Origin of the sequence: Streptomyces desertarenae (assembly GCF_042681365.1) — a bacterium.
Lineage (GTDB): Bacteria > Actinomycetota > Actinomycetes > Streptomycetales > Streptomycetaceae > Streptomyces > Streptomyces desertarenae.
Genome location: NZ_JBHUFU010000010.1, coordinates 13765 through 30208, shown reverse-complemented (window position 1 = coordinate 30208; position 16444 = coordinate 13765). Strand labels below are relative to the sequence as shown.

Here is a 16444-nt window from a genome sequence, read left to right as displayed (position 1 = left end):
GCTAAGGTTAGGCTCGCCTAAATTACACGGAGGTCCGTTCAACGTGAACCAGTCGCGTCCCAAGGTCAAGAAGTCGCGTGCGCTCGGCATCGCGCTGACGCCGAAGGCCGTCAAGTACTTCGAGCAGCGTCCCTACCCGCCGGGCGAGCACGGCCGGGGCCGCAAGCAGAACAGCGACTACAAGGTCCGGCTGCTGGAGAAGCAGCGGCTGCGCGCCCAGTACGACATCAGCGAGCGCCAGATGGCCCGCGCCTACGAGCGCGCCCGGAAGGTCGAGGGCAAGACCGGCGAGGCCCTGATCGTCGAACTGGAGCGCCGCCTGGACGCGCTCGTCCTGCGCTCGGGGCTGGCCCGCACCATCTACCAGGCCCGCCAGATGGTCGTGCACGGCCACATCGAGGTCAACGGCCGCAAGGTCGACAAGCCCTCCTTCCGCGTCCGCCCGGACGACGTGGTGGCCGTCCGCGAGCGCAGCCGCGCCAAGCACCCCTTCCAGGTGGCCCGCGAGGGCGGCTACGCGCCCGACGGCGAGACCCCGCGCTACCTCCAGGTCAACCTCGAGGCGCTGGCGTTCCGCCTGGACCGCGACCCGAACCGCAAGGAGATCCCGGTCATCTGCGACGAGCAGCTGGTCGTCGAGTACTACGCCCGCTGAGGCGCCCCGCGCACGTGCGGGACGCCCGGCGCGCCCGGCCTCCGGCCCCTCGGCCCTCCACCGCCTCCGGCGGGGAGGGCCGCCGCCGTTTCCGGGGCGGGAGCGCCGACGCGCCCGGCCCGGTGCGGGCCCGGCCCGCTGCCCGCCCCGGCGCGCCGCGGCGGGGGCGCGGGGGCGGGGGAATCCGGTACGGGAGGGGCTCTGTGGCGCGATAAGGTCGGTATTCGCCGTCGCACCCGTGGAACCGGTGGGCGAAGACCCCCCGCGCGTCGCAGGCCGCGGCGGCCTACCCCCGTACGACCGACCGAGGGAAGCGGTGCAGCGTGTCCGGTGGAGAGGTGGCCGGCCTCCTGGTGGCCGTCTTCTGGGCGATCCTGGTGTCGTTCCTCGCCGTGGTGCTGGTGAGGCTCGCGCAGACGCTCAGGGCTGCGACCAGACTGGTGACAGGAGTGACGGAGCAGGCGGTCCCCCTCCTCACCGAGGCGTCCGCCGCCGTCCGCTCGGCGCAGAGCCAGCTCAGCCGGGTGGACGCCATCGCCTCCGACGTCCAGGAGGTCGCGGCCAACGCCTCGGCGCTCTCCTCCACCGTCTCCACCGCCCTCGGCGGGCCGCTGGTGAAGGTCGCGGCGTTCGGCTACGGCGTACGCCGCGCCCTCGGCCGCCGGGGCGAGGAGCCACGCCCGAAGCGGACCGTCGTGGTGGGCCGGTCCGTGCCGGCCGCGCGCCGGGCCGCCCGCGCACGCCGTGACGCCCGCGGCGGGAAGGACTGATCCACCGTGTTCCGCCGCGCCTTCTGGTTCGGTGCCGGCGCCGCCGCCGGCGTCTGGGCCACCACCAAGGTCAACCGCAAGCTGCGCAGCCTCGCCCCCGAGAGCCTCGCCGCCCGTGCGGCCGGGCAGGCCGTGGAGGCCGGGCACCGGCTGAAGGAGTTCGCCCTCGACGTCCGCGCCGGAATGGCGCAGCGCGAGAGCGAGTTGAACGACGCACTGGGGCTGACGGCCGCCGACCCGGCGCCCCTCGGCACCGCCACCGACCGCCCCGGGCTCCCGCCGCGGTCCGTGCCCCGGACCCCCTCCGGACCGCGCGCCCGCCGCGAGCTCGGCACCAACCACCCGTACGACCGGAATGAGGACCACTGATGGAGTCGGCTGAAATCCGCCGCCGCTGGCTGCGCTTCTTCGAGGAGCGGGGGCACACCGTCGTGCCGTCGGCGTCGCTGATCGCGGACGACCCGACGCTGCTGCTGGTCCCGGCGGGCATGGTCCCCTTCAAGCCGTACTTCCTGGGGGAGGCCACCCCGCCGTACCAGCGCGCCACCAGCGTGCAGAAGTGCGTGCGCACCCCCGACATCGAGGAGGTCGGCAAGACCACCCGGCACGGCACCTTCTTCCAGATGTGCGGCAACTTCTCCTTCGGGGACTACTTCAAGGAGGGGGCCGCCCGCCTCGCCTGGGAGCTGCTCACCACCTCGCAGGACGAGGGCGGCTACGGCCTGGACCCGGAGCGGCTGTGGATCACCGTCTACGAGGAGGACGACGAGGCCGAGCGCATCTGGCGCGACGTCGTCGGCGTCCCCGCGGAGCGGATCCAGCGGCTGGGCAAGAAGGACAACTTCTGGGACATGGGCGTGCCCGGCCCCTGCGGCCCCTGCTCCGAGATCAACTACGACCGCGGCCCGGAGTTCGGCCCCGAGGGCGGCCCGGCCGTCAACGACGAGCGCTACGTGGAGATCTGGAACCTGGTCTTCATGCAGTACGAGCGCGGGCCGGGCCAGGGCAAGGACTACCCGATCGTCGGCGACCTGCCCAGCAGGAACATCGACACCGGCCTCGGCCTCGAGCGCCTGGCGATGATCCTCCAGGGCGTGCGCAACATGTACGAGACCGACACCCTGCGCGCGGTCATCGACAAGGCCACCGCCCTGACCGGCGTGGCCTACGGCGACGCCGAGGACAGCGACGTCTCCCTGCGCGTGGTCGCCGACCACATGCGCACCTCCGTGATGCTCATCGGCGACGGCGTCACCCCCGGCAACGAGGGCCGCGGCTACGTGCTGCGCCGCATCATGCGCCGCGCCGTCCGCAACATGCGCATCCTGGGCGCCGAGGGGCCGGTCGTCGGCGAGCTGGTCGACGTCGTGATCGGCACGATGGGGCAGCAGTACCCGGAGCTGATCACCGACCGGCAGCGCATCGAGACCGTCGCGCTCGCCGAGGAGGCCGCCTTCCTCAAGACCCTCCGGGCCGGCACCAACATCCTCGACACCGCCGTCACCGAGACCAAGGCCGCCGGCGGGACCGTCCTGCCCGGTGAGAAGGCCTTCCTGCTCCACGACACCTGGGGCTTCCCGATCGACCTCACCCTGGAGATGGCCGCCGAGCAGGGCCTGTCCGTGGACGAGGACGGCTTCCGCCGCCTGATGAAGGAGCAGCGCGAGCGGGCCAAGGCCGACGCGCGGGCCAAGAAGACCGGCCACGCCGACCTCAGCTCCTACCGCGAGGTCGCCGACAGCGCCGGGGCGACCGTCTTCACCGGCTACACCGACACCGAGGGCGAGGCCAGCGTCGTCGGCCTGCTGGTGAACGGCCTGCCCGCCCCGGCCGCCTCCGAGGGCGACGACGTCGAGGTGGTGCTCGACCGCACCCCGTTCTACGCCGAGGGCGGCGGCCAGCAGCCCGACACCGGCCGCATCCGCCTGGACTCCGGCGCCGTCATCGAGGTCCGCGACGTCCAGCAGCCGGTGCCCGGCGTCACCGTGCACAAGGGCACCGTCCAGGTCGGCGAGGTCACCGTCGGCGCCGGCGCGTACGCCGCCATCGACGTCACGCGCCGCCGGGCCATCGCCCGCGCCCACAGCGCCACCCACCTCACCCACCAGGCGCTGCGCGACGCCCTGGGGCCGACGGCCGCCCAGGCCGGCTCCGAGAACGCCCCGGGCCGCTTCCGCTTCGACTTCGGCTCGCCGACGGCCGTGCCCGGCACGGTGCTCACCGACGTCGAGCAGAAGATCAACGAGGTTCTCGCCCGTGAACTCGACGTCACCGCCGAGGTGATGAGCATGGAGGAGGCCAAGCGGCAGGGCGCCATCGCCGAGTTCGGCGAGAAGTACGGCGACCGGGTGCGCGTGGTGACCATCGGCGACTTCTCCAAGGAGCTGTGCGGCGGCACCCACGTGCACAACACCGCCCAGCTCGGCCTGGTGAAGCTGCTGGGCGAGTCCTCCATCGGCTCCGGCGTGCGCCGCGTGGAGGCCCTGGTCGGCGTGGACGCCTACCAGTTCCTCGCCCGTGAGCACACCGTGGTCTCCCAGCTCACCGAGTTGGTCAAGGGCCGTCCCGAGGAACTGCCGGAGAAGGTCTCCGGGATGCTCGCCAAGCTCAGGGAGGCGGAGAAGGAGATCGAGCGCTTCCGTGCCGAGAAGGTGCTGGCCGCCGCCGCGGGGCTGGCCTCCTCCGCCCGGGACGTGGGCGGCGTCGCCTTCGTCGGGGGCCGGGTGCCCGACGGCACGGCCGCCGACGACCTGCGCAAGCTCGTCCTGGACGTGCGCGGCCGGATCCAGGGCGGACGCCCGGCCGTGGTGGCCCTGTTCACGGTGGCGAACGGCCGCCCGCTGACGGTCATCGCCGTCAACGACGCCGCCCGCGACCGCGGACTGAAGGCCGGCGACCTGGTCCGAACCGCCGCCAAGACCCTCGGCGGCGGGGGCGGCGGCAAGCCGGACGTGGCCCAGGGCGGCGGCCAGAACCCGGACGCCGTCGACGAGGCCGTCGCCGCCGTCGAGCGCCTGGTGGCGGAGGCCGCCTGATGCGACGCGGCAGGCGGCTCGCCGTCGACGTCGGGGACGCCCGGATCGGGGTCGCCTCCTGCGACCCCGACGGGGTCCTGGCCACCCCGGTGGAGACCGTGCCGGGACGCGACGTCCCGGCCGCCCGCCGGCGGCTGGCCGCACTCGTCGCCGAGTACGAGCCCCTGGAGGTCGTGGTCGGGCTGCCCCGCTCCCTCAACGGGGGCGAGGGCCCGGCCGCGGCCCGGGTGCGGGCCTTCGCCCGGGAGCTGGCCCGGGACGTCGCCCCGGTGGCCGTCCGCCTGGTGGACGAGCGGATGAGCACCGTCACGGCGGCCCAGGGCATGCGCGCCTCGGGCGTCTCGTCGAAGAAGGGCCGCGGCCGGATCGACCAGGCCGCGGCCGTGGTGATCCTGCAGAGCGCCCTGGAGACCGAACGGGTGTCCGGCGAACCCCCGGGGGAGTGCGTCGGGGCGGCCACCTGATAGCGGTACGGTAACGTTCCGCCTCGGACGGCGCTGTTCGAATACCAAGCCGTACGGCGGATACGGCTCTTCGGACGCAGGCGCCCGTGCGTACCGCAACCGTCTGCCGCCCTGCGGCTCTAGGGGACCGATGACTGAGTATGGCCGGGGCACCGGCTCCGAACCGTGGCACCCTGAAGACCCCCTCTACGGGGACCAGGGGTGGAACGGAGCCCAGCACGGGGCTCAGCAGGAGGACTGGGACACCCACGACGGGCAGGGGCAGTACCGGCAGCACCAACAGCCCCCCCACTCCCAGCAGCAGCACCACGCCCCCCACGGCGGGCAGGACTGGGAGAACCGGGGCGGGCAGCCCGCGGATCCGTACGGCGACTCCTACGGCGGCGGGCAGCACCAGCAGCACCAGCAGCACCAGCAGCAGTACGGCGGTGAGCCGTACGGGGGCCACGGGCAGCAGGCCGATCCGTACGGGCACGGGCAGCAGTCCGCGGACCCCTATGGGGGCGGGCAGCACCAGCAGCACCAGCAGTACCAGCAGCAGTACGGTGGTGAGCCGTACGGGGGCCACGGGCAGCAGGCCGATCCGTACGGGCACGGGCAGCAGTCCGCGGATCCGTACGGCGACTCCTACGGCGGCGGGCAGCACCAGCAGTACCAGCAGCAGTACGGCGGTGAGCCGTACGGGGGCCACGGGCAGCAGGCCGATCCGTACGGGCACGGGCAGCAGTCCGCGGACCCCTACGGCGACCCCTACGGCGGCGGGCAGCACGCCGGCCACCCCGGTTCCCCGGAGCCCCACCAGCAGCACGGGCCGCCGGAGCAGCAGCACGGCCAGGAGGGGCCGGGGCAGCACGACCCGTACGGCCGGGAGGCCCCGCAGCGGCCGGAGCAGGGCCGCCGCCGCGGCGACCCGGAGCCCGGGCCCGACGAGGAGACCGGCTGGGACCCGGGCCCCGACCAGGGCGAACACGCCTTCTTCGCGGACGACGGCGGCGACGGCGGCGATGACGGCGACGGCGGCGACGAGGACGGCGGGCGCCCCGGCCGCGGACGCAAGGGGAAGGGCCGGAACGGCCTGGCCTGCCTCACCGTCGCCGCCGTGCTGGTGGGCGGAGTGGGAATCGGCGGGTACTTCGCCTACGACTTCTACCAGAGCCACTTCGCCGCGGCGCCGGACTTCTCCGGTGACGGCACGGGCGAGGTCCAGGTCGAGATCCCCGAGGGCAGCAGCCTGGCGCAGATGGGAGCCATCCTGAGGGAGGCGGGCGTGGTCAAGAGCCAGGACGCCTTCATCGAGGCCTCCAACGCCAACCCCAAGGCCAAGTCCATCCAGGCCGGCGTCTACATGCTCCGCAAGGAGATGTCCGCCGAGGCGGCCATCGGGATGATGCTCGACCCCTCCAGCCAGAACGCCCTGATCATCGCGGAGGGCAAGCGGGCCTCGGAGATCTACACGCTGATCGACGAGAAGCTCGGCCTGGCGGAGGGCACCACCGCCAAGGCCGCCGAGGAGGCGGACCTCGGCCTGCCCGAGTGGGCCGGCGGCAACCCCGAGGGCTTCCTCTTCCCCGCCAAGTACACGGTCGGCGCGAAGACCGCCCCCGAGGACCTGCTCAAGCAGATGGTGGAGCGGGCCGAGCGGGAGTTCGAGAAGGCCGGTCTGCAGGACCACGTCGAGCAGCTCGGCCTGGACTCGCCGCTGGACGTGCTCACCGTCGCCAGCCTGGTGCAGGCGGAGGGCAAGTACAAGCACGACTTCGTGAAGGTCTCCCGCGTCGTCTACAACCGGCTGAAGTCCGACAACACCGAGACCAACGGCTACCTGCAGTTCGACTCGACCTACAACTACGCCAAGAACCAGTACACGCTGGACGTGCCCTCGCCCAGCACCATGGCGAAGTTCGACCACCCGTACAACACCTACGCCAAGAAGGGCCTGCCGCCCGGGCCGATCAACAGCCCCGGAGCCGAGGCGCTGCACGCGGCGGTGGAGCCGGCCGAGGGCGACTGGTACTACTTCGTGTCGATCACGGAGGACAACACGGTGTTCTCCGACACCTACCAGGAGCACCAGAAGAACGTGCAGCAGTACGAGAAGGCCCAGCAGTGAGCGGTACGGGTACGGAGGCGGACGCGGTCCCGGCGGGTCCGGGAGGAGGCGGCGGGGCCGGGCGGCGGGCGGCGGTCCTCGGCTCGCCCATCGCCCACTCCCTGTCCCCGGTCCTGCACCGGGCCGCCTACGCGGAGCTGGGCCTGGAGGGCTGGACGTACGGCCGGTTCGAGGTGGCCGAGGACGGCATCGGGCCGTTCCTGGAGAAGGCCGCCGCCGACGGCGACTGGGCCGGGCTGTCGCTGACCATGCCGCTGAAGCGGGCCGTCATCCCGCTGCTGGACGGGATCGGCGACACCGCCGCCTCCGTCGAGGCGGTCAACACCGTGGTCTTCGCCGGCGGCGGCCGCCTCCTGGGCGAGAACACCGACATCCCGGGCATGGTCGCCGCCCTGCGCGAGCGCGGCGCCGGGGGCGTCCCGGGCGCCGCCGTGCTCGGGGCCGGGGCCACGGCCTCGTCGGCGCTGGCCGCCCTGGCCCGGGTCTGCACCGGAGAGGTCACCGCATACGTCCGCAGCCGGGAGCGGGCCGAGGAGATGCGCGGCTGGGGCGAACGGCTGGGGGTGCCGGTGACGACGGCCGACTGGTCGCGGGCCAGGGAGGCGCTGACCGCCCCCCTGGTGGTCGCGACCACCCCGGCGGGCGCCACCGACGACCTGGCCGGGGACGTCCCCGGGCGGCCCGGCATCCTCTTCGACGTGCTCTACGAGCCCTGGCCGACCCCGCTGGCCGCGGCCTGGGCCGGCCGCGGCGGGAGGGTCGTCGGCGGCCTGGACCTGCTGGTCCACCAGGCCGTCCTCCAGGTCGAGCTGATGACCGGGCGCTCCCCGGCGCCGCTGGCGGCGATGCGCGCCGCGGGCGAGGCGGCGCTCGCGGGCCGCGCGGGCGCCGGCCGGGCGGGCTGACGCCGGCCGGGGCCGCCGCCGGGCTTCCGGACTCCGGGACGGGCGTCCCGCCTGCTGGACTCGGGCCGGTCCCAAAGGGCCGGCCGTGAAAGGATCGGGACCCAGGACGTAAGGGCCCGGACTGAGGAGCACAGGTGAGCAGGTTGCGTTGGCTGACCGCGGGGGAGTCGCACGGCCCCGCACTGGTGGCGACGCTGGAGGGACTGCCCTACGGCGTGCCGATCACCACCGGCATGGTGGCGGACGCGCTGGCGCGGCGGCGGCTGGGCTACGGGCGCGGCGCCCGCATGAAGTTCGAGCGCGACGAGGTCACCTTCCTCGGCGGCGTCCGGCACGGTCTGACCCTCGGCTCGCCGGTCGCCATCATGATCGGCAACACCGAGTGGCCCAAGTGGGAGAAGGTCATGGCGGCCGACCCGGTCGACGAGGCCGAACTCGCCGAGCTGGCCCGCAACGCGCCCCTGACCCGCCCCCGCCCCGGCCACGCCGACCTGGCCGGCATGCAGAAGTACGGCGTGGGCGACGCGCGCCCGATCCTGGAGCGGGCCTCGGCGCGGGAGACCGCGGCCCGCGTGGCGCTGGGCGCGGTGGCGCGCTCCTACCTGAGGGAGACGGCCGGCATCGAGATCGTCAGCCACGTCGTGGAGCTGGGCGGCGCCAAGGCCCCGGCCGGGCTGCTGCCGGTGCCGGAGGACGTGGAGCGGCTGGACGCCGATCCGGTCCGCTGCCTGGACGCCGAGGCGAGCAGGGCGATGGTCGAGGTGATCGACCGGGCCCACAAGGACGGCGACACCCTCGGCGGCGTGGTCGAGGTCGTCGCCCACGGCGTGCCGGTCGGCCTGGGCTCCCACGTGCACTGGGACCGCCGGCTCGACGCCCGGCTGGCCGCGGCGCTGATGGGGATCCAGGCCATCAAGGGCGTGGAGGTCGGCGACGGCTTCGAGCTGGCCCGGGTGCCCGGCTCGAAGGCCCACGACGAGATCGTCCCCACCGGGGAGGGCATCCGCCGCTCCTCGGGGCGGTCGGGCGGCACCGAGGGCGGGCTGTCGACCGGCGAGCTGCTGCGGGTGCGGGCCGCGATGAAGCCCATCGCCACCGTGCCGCGGGCGCTGGCCACCGTGGACGTCACCACCGGCGAGCCCACCCGGGCCCACCACCAGCGCTCGGACGTGTGCGCGGTCCCGGCCGCGGGCATCGTCGCCGAGGCGATGGTCGCGCTCGTCCTGGCCGACGCGGTCGCGGAGAAGTTCGGCGGCGACAACGTCGCCGAGACCCGCCGCAACGTCACCGGCTACCTCGACGGCCTGGAGATCCGGTGAGCGCCGGGCCGGGCCCGGCCGTGGTCCTGGTGGGTCCGCCCGGTGCGGGCAAGTCCACCGTGGGCTCCCTCGTCGCCCGGCGGCTGGGGGTGTCCCTGCGCGACACCGACGCGGACATCGAGGCCGCCGAGGGCAGGCCGATCCCGGAGATCTTCGTGGAGGACGGCGAGCCGCGCTTCCGGGAGCTGGAGCGGCAGGCCGTGCGCGCGGCCCTCACCGGGCACGACGGGGTGGTCTCGCTCGGCGGCGGCGCCGTCATGGACCCGGGCACCCGCGAGCTGCTCGCCGGGCTGCCCGTGGTCTTCCTGGACGTGCCGCTCGCGGACGCGGTCCGGCGCGTCGGACTGGACGCCCCGCGCCCCCTGCTGGCCGTCAACCCCCGGCAGCAGTGGCGCACGCTGATGGAGCGCCGCCGCCCGCTGTACGAGGAGGTGGCCCGCGCGGTCGTCGACACCGGCGGCCGCGACCCGGAGGAGACCGCGCAGGCGGTCCTGGACGCACTCGACCTGAAGGACGCATGAGCACCGCATCCCCCACCCGCATCACCGTCGGCGGCAGCGCGGGCACCGCACCCTACGACGTCCTCGTCGGACGGCAGCTCCTGGGCGAGCTGCCGGGGCTGATCGGCGCCGACGCCCGCCGTGTCGCCGTGATCCACCCCGAGGCGCTGGCCGAGACCGGCGAGGTGCTCCGGGAGGACCTCGCCGAGCAGGGCTACGAGGCCGTCGCCATCCAGGTGCCCAACGCCGAGGAGGCCAAGACCGCCGAGGTCGCCGCCTACTGCTGGAAGGCGCTGGGGCAGTCCGGCTTCACCCGCACCGACGTCGTCGTCGGCGTCGGCGGGGGGGCGACCACCGACCTGGCGGGCTTCGTCGCCGCCACCTGGCTGCGCGGGGTGCGCTGGATCGCGGTGCCCACCACCGTGCTGGGCATGGTGGACGCCGCGGTCGGCGGCAAGACCGGCATCAACACCGCCGAGGGCAAGAACCTGGTCGGCGCCTTCCACCCGCCGGCCGGGGTGCTGTGCGACCTGGCGGCGCTGGAGTCCCTGCCGGTGCACGACTACGTCAGCGGGCTGGCCGAGGTCATCAAGGCGGGCTTCATCGCCGACCCGGCCATCCTGGAGCTGATCGAGGCCGACCCGCAGGCCGCGCGCCGCCCCGACGGGCCGCACACCGCCGAGCTGATCGAGCGGTCCATCCGGGTCAAGGCGGACGTGGTCTCCGCGGACCTGAAGGAGTCGGGCCTGCGGGAGATCCTCAACTACGGCCACACCCTCGCCCACGCCATCGAGAAGAACGAGCGCTACAACTGGCGGCACGGCGCGGCCGTGGCGGTCGGCATGGTCTTCGCCGCCGAACTCGGCCGCATCGCCGGCCGCCTGGACGACGCCACCGCCGACCGCCACCGCGCGGTCCTGCAGGCGGTCGGGCTGCCCGTCACCTACCGCGGCGACCAGTGGCCCAAGCTGCTGGAGACGATGAAGGTCGACAAGAAGACCCGCGGCGACCGGCTGCGCTTCATCGTCCTGGACGGCCTGGCCAGGCCCACCGTCCTGGAGGGACCGGACCCGGCGATGCTGCTCGCCGCGCACGCGGAGATCGCCGCGTGAGCGCCGCCGCACCGCGGAAGGTGCTCGTCCTCAACGGCCCCAACCTCGGCCGGCTGGGCTCGCGCGAACCCGACGTGTACGGCTCCACCTCCTACGCGGGGCTCGTCGAGCGCTGCACGGAGCTGGGGAAGGAGCTGGGCCTGGAGGTGGAGGTCCGCGAGACCAACGACGAGGGCGAGATGATCCGCTGGCTGCACGAGGCGGCCGACGGATCGGTCCCGGTCGTCCTCAACCCGGGGGCCTTCACCCACTACTCCTACGGGATGCGCGACGCCGCCGCCCAGCGCACCGCACCGCTGGTCGAGGTGCACATCTCCAATCCGTACGCCCGCGAGGAGTTCCGGCACACCTCGGTCGTGGCGGCCGTGGCCTCGGGCACGGTCGCCGGCTTCGGCATCGGCTCCTACGAACTGGCCCTGCGCGCCCTCGCGGAGGGATCGGCGGGCTGAGCGCCCGTCCGGGCACCAACCGGGCTCCCCGGCCGTTCACACCGGACAGGCCGGGGAGGGTACGGTTCGGTACCGACAGGCGAGGTGACACCGCCCGGACCCACCGGAACGGCGCAGGACACCCGTACGGAAACGGAGTTGGGACCGGATGCAGCAGTACGGGACGCAGCGGCCCGTCCCGCCCTCGGGCTCCCCCCAGGGCCACACCCAGGGACATCCGCCGTACCCTCCTCGACCCCACCCCCCGGCGCCTCCGCAGCCCGCCCACCGCCCGGGATGGAGCGGACCGGGCCAGGCGCCGCCCCCGCCCCCCGCGCCCGCGCCGCCCCCGGTCTCGCCCCCTCCCGCCTCCGCGCCCACCCCGGCCCCTCCGCCGCAGTCCCCGGACGCCACCGGGCACCTCCGGCTGCCGCCCGGGGCGCCGGTGCAGATCTCCGGGGCGCCGGACCGGACCGCCGGCCCCGTCACCGTGGAGGCCGCCCACACCGCCGCCGTCGCCGTCCTGCTGATCGGACCGGCCGGCGCGGGCAAGACCACCGTCGCCCGCTACTGGGCCGACACCCGCCGCGTCCCCACCGCGCACATCAGCCTCGACGACGTCCGCGAATGGGTCCGCTCGGGCTTCGCCGACCCGCAGTCCGGCTGGAACGAGCACTCCGAGGCGCAGTACCGCCTCGCCCGCCGCACCTGCGGCTTCGCGGCCCGCAACTTCCTGGCCAACGGCATCTCCTGCATCCTGGACGACGCGGTCTTCCCCGACCGGCCCGTGGTCGGTCTCGGCGGCTGGAAGCGCCACGTCGGCCCCGGCCTGATCCCCGTCGTGCTGCTGCCCGGCCTGGAGGTCGTCCTGGAGCGGAACGCCGAGCGCACCGGAAACCGGCGGCTGTCCGACGAGGAGGTGGCCCGCATCCACGGCCGGATGGCCGGCTGGTACGGCTCGGGTCTGCCGATCATCGACAACTCCCGGCAGGACGTGGCGACCACCGCGCGGCTGCTGGACGAGGCCGTGGCCCGCAGCCTCACCAGTCCGCCCAGCTGGTAGCCGCACCCCCCAGCGGGGGCGCCGCACGACCGGGGCCCGCGCGCCGGCGGCCCCTTCCGGACGGCCCGCGCGGCCAAGGGGGCGTGCGACGCCCGTCCGGACGTGTCGGTGCGCCCCCGCGCGCCCCCGTGCGTAGGCTCGGGGCATGTCCGAGGTGCACGCCGCCCGCCGTTCCCGACTGCGCGACCGCCGGACGACGGCGGGCGGCGGGGCCGTCCTGGTCTCCCGCCCCGCCAACGTCCGCTACCTGACCGGGTGCTCCCTGCCCGGCGCCGTCCTGCTGCTCGGCGCGGACGGCCGCGACACGCTGCTGCGCCCGCCCGGACCGGCCGCCGGCGACCACGCGGACCCCTCCGGCGCCGCCGACGGGCTGTACCACGTCACCCTCCCGGGCGACGGCGTGGACGCGGCGGTCGCCGCCGCGGGGCTGGCCGCCTCCCGGGGGGCGGCGGCGCTGGCGGTGGAGGAGCACGACCTGTCCGTCGCCCGGCACCGGGCCCTGGCCTCGGCCGCCCCCGGGCTGCGGCTGGCCGACCTGGGCCGCGCGGTGGAGCAGCAGCGGCTGGTCAAGGACGAGGAGGAACTGGCCGCGCTGCGGACCGCCGCCGAGATCACCGACCACGCCCTGGGCGAGCTGCTGGAGTCCATCCTGGTCGGCCGCACCGAGCGTCACCTGGCGCTGGAGCTCGAACGGCGCCTGATGGACCACGGGGCCGACGGCCCGGCCTTCCCGACCTCCGTCGCCACCGGCCGCAACTCCGGGCTGGCCGGCCACCGGCCCACCGACCGCAGGGTGGAGGAGGGCGACTTCCTCACCGTGCGGATGGGCGCGCGCTACCACGGCTACCGCTGCCGGATCGGCCGGACCTTCGTGATCGGACCGGCCCCCGCCGACTGGCAGGTCGAGCTGTACGAGCTGGTCTTCGCCGCGCAGCGCGCCGGACGGGAGGCGCTGGCGCCGGGCGCGGAGTACCGCGGGGTCGACCGGGCGGCGCGCCAGCCGCTGGAGGCGGCCGGGTACGGGGAGCTCCTGGAAGCGGCCACCGGGCACGGGGTGGGGCTGGAAATCGGTGAGGACCCTCGGTTGTCACCTGCGGCCATGGGTAAACTGGACGCTTGCGTGCCGGTCACCGTCGGACCGGGGGTCCACCTCCCGGGACGGGGCGGCGTCCGGATCGACGACACGCTCGTCGTCCGCCCGCAGGCGGACGGCGGACCGGAGCTACTCACCATCACGACCAAGGAGCTGCTCGCCCTGTGACACGGGGGCGGCTCCGGGTCCGTCCGCAGCAGCAGCAGTCTCAGGAGATTCCGCGACCGTGGCCACCACGAACGACCTCAAGAACGGCATGGTGCTCAAGCTCGAAGGGGGCCAGCTCTGGTCCGTTGTCGAGTTCCAGCACGTCAAGCCCGGCAAGGGCGGCGCCTTCGTCCGCACCAAGCTCAAGAACGTGCTCTCCGGCAAGGTGGTCGACAAGACCTTCAACGCCGGCACCAAGGTCGAGACGGCCACCGTCGACAAGCGGGGCATGCAGTTCTCGTACAAGGACGGCTCCGACTTCGTCTTCATGGACACCCAGACCTACGACCAGATGCCCATCGGCCCCGAGGTCGTCGGCGACGCCGCCAACTACCTGCTGGAGGGTCAGGACTGCACGGTCGCCGTCTACGAGGGCAACCCGCTGTACATCGAGCTCCCGGCCGCCGTCGAGCTGGTGGTGGAGTACACCGAGCCGGGTGTCCAGGGCGACCGCTCCACCGGCGGCACCAAGCCCGCCAAGCTGGAGACGGGTTACGAGATCGGCGTTCCGCTCTTCATCACCACCGGTGAGAAGATCAAGGTCGACACCCGTTCCGGTGAGTACCTCGGCCGGGTGAACAGCTAACCGTGGCTGCCCGTAGCAAGGCCCGCAAGCGGGCCTTCCAGATCCTGTTCGAGGCCGACCAGCGCGGCAGCGCGGTGACGGCCGTGCTGGCGGACTGGATCCGGCACGCGCGGACCGACGAGCGGCAGCCGCCGGTCGGCGAGTACACGATGCAGCTGGTCGAGGGGTACGCGCAGCACGCGGACCGGATCGACGAGCTGATCTCCACCTATGCCGTGGGCTGGACCCTGGACCGGATGCCCGCGGTGGACCGCAACCTGCTCAGGCTCGGCGCCTACGAGCTGGTCTGGGAGGACGGGGTCCCCGACGCGGTGGTGATCGACGAGGCGGTGCAGCTCGCCAGGGAGTTCTCCACCGACGAGTCCCCGTCCTTCATCAACGGCCTGCTGGGCCGGCTCAAGGAGCTCAAGCCGACGCTGAGGCGTGCCTGAACGCGGCGGTGAGGAGCCGGACGCGACGGAAGGGAGGGCCCGGACACCGCTGGTGTCCGGGCCCTCCCTTCGCGGTCCCGAGGCTGCCGCCCGCGCCGCAGGACGCAGGGGGCACCGGTGGGCCCGCCGCCGTCCGGTCCCGTCCGACGGCGGGCCCACCGGACGGCGGCGGTACGTTTCTGCGGCCGTGCTCCTGCCCGCGGCCGACCGCAACCGCCCGGGCGCCCGCCCGGAGCGGAAGAGGAGCGGCCCCTCTCAGGCCTCCTCGTGCTGGACCGCGCGGCGCGCGTCGGCGTCCAGCACACCCCAGCCGATGAGCTGCTCGGTCAGGACCGACGGCGACTGGTCGTAGATGACGGCGAGGGTGCGCAGGTCGTCCTGCCGGATCGACAGCACCTTGCCGTTGTAGTCGCCGCGCTGGCTCTGGATCGTCGCGGCGTACCGCTGCAGCGGTCCGGCCTTCTCGGAGGGCACGTGGGCCAGCCGCTCCAGATCCAGGACGAGCTTCGGCGGCGGCTCGGCGGCTCCGCCCGGCGTGCTGCCCGGCAGCAGTTCCTGCACCGGGACGCCGTAGAAGTCCGCCAGCTCGGCCAGGCGCTGCACGGTCACGGCACGGTCGCCGCGCTCGTACGAGCCGACCACGACCGCCTTCCAGCGGCCCTGCGACTTCTCCTCCACACCGTGGAGGGAGAGGCCCTGCTGGGTGCGGATGGCGCGGAGCTTGGCCCCGAGCTGTTTGGCGTATTCGCTGGACATATGGCTCCCCGGTGGACGTCTTCGTAACTCACTGTGATGTTACGCAGCGTAATGTCCGGCGTCAAGCCGGGCGGTCCATACCGGGGGTGCGCCGGGTGCGCAGCCCCGCGCGGCCGCCTCCGGCGCGCCGCGGGCGGCGCCCTCCGCACGGCGCGGTCCGCGCGCGGCGTGCGGAGGCCCGGACCCGCGGACGGCCGGGCGGGCGGACCCTGGTACCGTTGACGGCGCACCGATCGACGTCCTTTAAGACCCGTCCCGTGAGGCGGGGAAGGAGGTCCGTTTCCCATGCACGGCATGGACGGAGACAGCTCTGCCCAGGTCCGGCCCGTTCTGGAGGCACCGGACATCGCGCGGGTCCTGACCCGCATCGCCCACGAGATCGTCGAGCGCGCCAAGGGCGCCGACGACGTGGTGCTCCTCGGCATCCCCACCCGCGGCGTCCACCTGGCCCGGCGGCTGGCGGCCAAGCTGGAGGGGATCACCCCGCGACCGCAGCCGGTCGGGTCCCTCGACATCACCATGTACCGCGACGACCTGCGCATGGGCCCCGCCCGCGCCCTGGCCCGCACCGAGATCCCCGCCGAGGGCATCGACGGCCGGCTGGTCGTCCTGGTCGACGACGTCCTCTTCTCCGGCCGCACCATCCGCGCCGCCCTCGACGCGCTGAACGACATCGGCCGCCCCCGCGCCGTACAGCTCGCGGTCCTCGTCGACCGCGGCCACCGCCAGCTGCCGATCCGCGCCGACTACGTCGGCAAGAACCTCCCCACCTCACTGCGGGAGACGGTCAAGGTCCAGCTCACCGAGGAGGACGGCCGCGACGGCGTGCTCCTGGGCGTCCACGAGGCCGCTCCCTCCGGCGGGCGGTAGCCCGCGCCCGCCCACCGCCCGGCCCCGAGGGCCCCGGCGTCCCGGAACCCCGCCCGCACGGCCGCGGGCCCGGCCGTGCCCGCGGCCGGGCCGCACTCACCCGCACCCGCCCGCGCCCGGCCCCGCCCTCCGGCCGCCGC

Annotated in this window: 17 protein-coding genes; 16 read left to right on the top strand and 1 reads right to left on the bottom strand. The window is 74.3% G+C overall.

Features of this window, described 5'->3' with window-relative positions:
• Nucleotides 1–43: 43 nt before the first annotated feature.
• From rpsD to nusB, 15 genes are all read left to right on the top strand, one after another.
• Nucleotides 44–655, top strand: coding sequence for a 30S ribosomal protein S4 (gene rpsD / locus ACFSJS_RS17455; RefSeq protein WP_380901360.1), 612 nt, complete (start codon nt 44–46; stop codon nt 653–655).
• Between the two features lie 323 nt (nt 656–978).
• Nucleotides 979–1425: a DUF948 domain-containing protein gene (locus tag ACFSJS_RS17450; protein ID WP_380901358.1), complete on the top strand. Its 447-nt coding sequence runs from the start codon at nt 979–981 to the stop codon at nt 1423–1425.
• Nucleotides 1426–1431: 6 nt separating this feature from the next.
• Nucleotides 1432–1794: a DUF6167 family protein gene (locus ACFSJS_RS17445; RefSeq protein ID WP_380901356.1), complete on the top strand. Its 363-nt coding sequence runs from the start codon at nt 1432–1434 to the stop codon at nt 1792–1794.
• Nucleotides 1794–4460 (top strand): alanine--tRNA ligase, encoded by a 2667-nt coding sequence (gene alaS, locus ACFSJS_RS17440; protein ID WP_380901354.1) that lies wholly within the window; start codon nt 1794–1796, stop codon nt 4458–4460. Before ACFSJS_RS17445 ends, alaS begins: the two co-directional genes overlap by 1 nt.
• Complete coding sequence (gene ruvX / locus ACFSJS_RS17435; RefSeq protein ID WP_380901352.1) at nt 4460–4924, top strand: Holliday junction resolvase RuvX; 465 nt, start codon at nt 4460–4462, stop codon at nt 4922–4924. Before alaS ends, ruvX begins: the two co-directional genes overlap by 1 nt.
• A gap of 130 nt (nt 4925–5054) precedes the next feature.
• The gene (gene mltG / locus ACFSJS_RS17430) at nt 5055–7034 is read left to right on the top strand and encodes an endolytic transglycosylase MltG (RefSeq protein WP_380901350.1); all 1980 of its coding nucleotides are present in this window, start codon (nt 5055–5057) and stop codon (nt 7032–7034) included.
• Nucleotides 7031–7939 (top strand): shikimate dehydrogenase, encoded by a 909-nt coding sequence (locus ACFSJS_RS17425; protein WP_380901348.1) that lies wholly within the window; start codon nt 7031–7033, stop codon nt 7937–7939. The genes mltG and ACFSJS_RS17425 overlap by 4 nt, the downstream gene beginning before the upstream one ends.
• A 134-nt stretch (nt 7940–8073) precedes the next feature.
• The gene (aroC, locus tag ACFSJS_RS17420) at nt 8074–9258 is read left to right on the top strand and encodes a chorismate synthase (protein WP_380901346.1); all 1185 of its coding nucleotides are present in this window, start codon (nt 8074–8076) and stop codon (nt 9256–9258) included.
• A complete protein-coding gene (locus ACFSJS_RS17415; RefSeq protein WP_380901344.1) occupies nt 9255–9779 on the top strand; it encodes a shikimate kinase in 525 nt (174 codons plus the stop codon). The genes aroC and ACFSJS_RS17415 overlap by 4 nt, the downstream gene beginning before the upstream one ends.
• Nucleotides 9776–10870 (top strand): 3-dehydroquinate synthase, encoded by a 1095-nt coding sequence (gene aroB / locus ACFSJS_RS17410; protein WP_380901342.1) that lies wholly within the window; start codon nt 9776–9778, stop codon nt 10868–10870. The genes ACFSJS_RS17415 and aroB overlap by 4 nt, the downstream gene beginning before the upstream one ends.
• Nucleotides 10867–11319, top strand: coding sequence for a type II 3-dehydroquinate dehydratase (gene aroQ / locus ACFSJS_RS17405; protein WP_380901340.1), 453 nt, complete (start codon nt 10867–10869; stop codon nt 11317–11319). The genes aroB and aroQ overlap by 4 nt, the downstream gene beginning before the upstream one ends.
• A gap of 148 nt (nt 11320–11467) precedes the next feature.
• Nucleotides 11468–12361, top strand: a complete 894-nt coding sequence (locus ACFSJS_RS17400) for an AAA family ATPase (protein WP_380901338.1) — start codon at nt 11468–11470, stop codon at nt 12359–12361.
• A gap of 145 nt (nt 12362–12506) precedes the next feature.
• Nucleotides 12507–13622 (top strand): M24 family metallopeptidase, encoded by a 1116-nt coding sequence (locus ACFSJS_RS17395; protein ID WP_380901336.1) that lies wholly within the window; start codon nt 12507–12509, stop codon nt 13620–13622.
• Nucleotides 13623–13680: 58 nt separating this feature from the next.
• A complete protein-coding gene (gene efp / locus ACFSJS_RS17390; protein ID WP_380901334.1) occupies nt 13681–14247 on the top strand; it encodes an elongation factor P in 567 nt (188 codons plus the stop codon).
• A gap of 2 nt (nt 14248–14249) precedes the next feature.
• On the top strand, nt 14250–14678 hold the full coding sequence (nusB, locus tag ACFSJS_RS17385) for a transcription antitermination factor NusB (RefSeq protein ID WP_380901332.1): 429 nt from the start codon (nt 14250–14252) through the stop codon (nt 14676–14678).
• 255 nt (nt 14679–14933) lie between these two features.
• Here the strand turns inward: nusB and bldD are convergent, their stop codons facing one another.
• Complete coding sequence (bldD, locus tag ACFSJS_RS17380; RefSeq protein ID WP_093850776.1) at nt 14934–15434, bottom strand: transcriptional regulator BldD; 501 nt, start codon at nt 15432–15434, stop codon at nt 14934–14936.
• Nucleotides 15435–15728: 294 nt separating this feature from the next.
• On the opposite strand from bldD, the gene pyrR reads away from it, so the two are divergent.
• Complete coding sequence (gene pyrR, locus ACFSJS_RS17375) at nt 15729–16304, top strand: bifunctional pyr operon transcriptional regulator/uracil phosphoribosyltransferase PyrR (RefSeq protein WP_380901776.1); 576 nt, start codon at nt 15729–15731, stop codon at nt 16302–16304.
• The last annotated feature ends 140 nt before the right edge of the window (nt 16305–16444 follow it).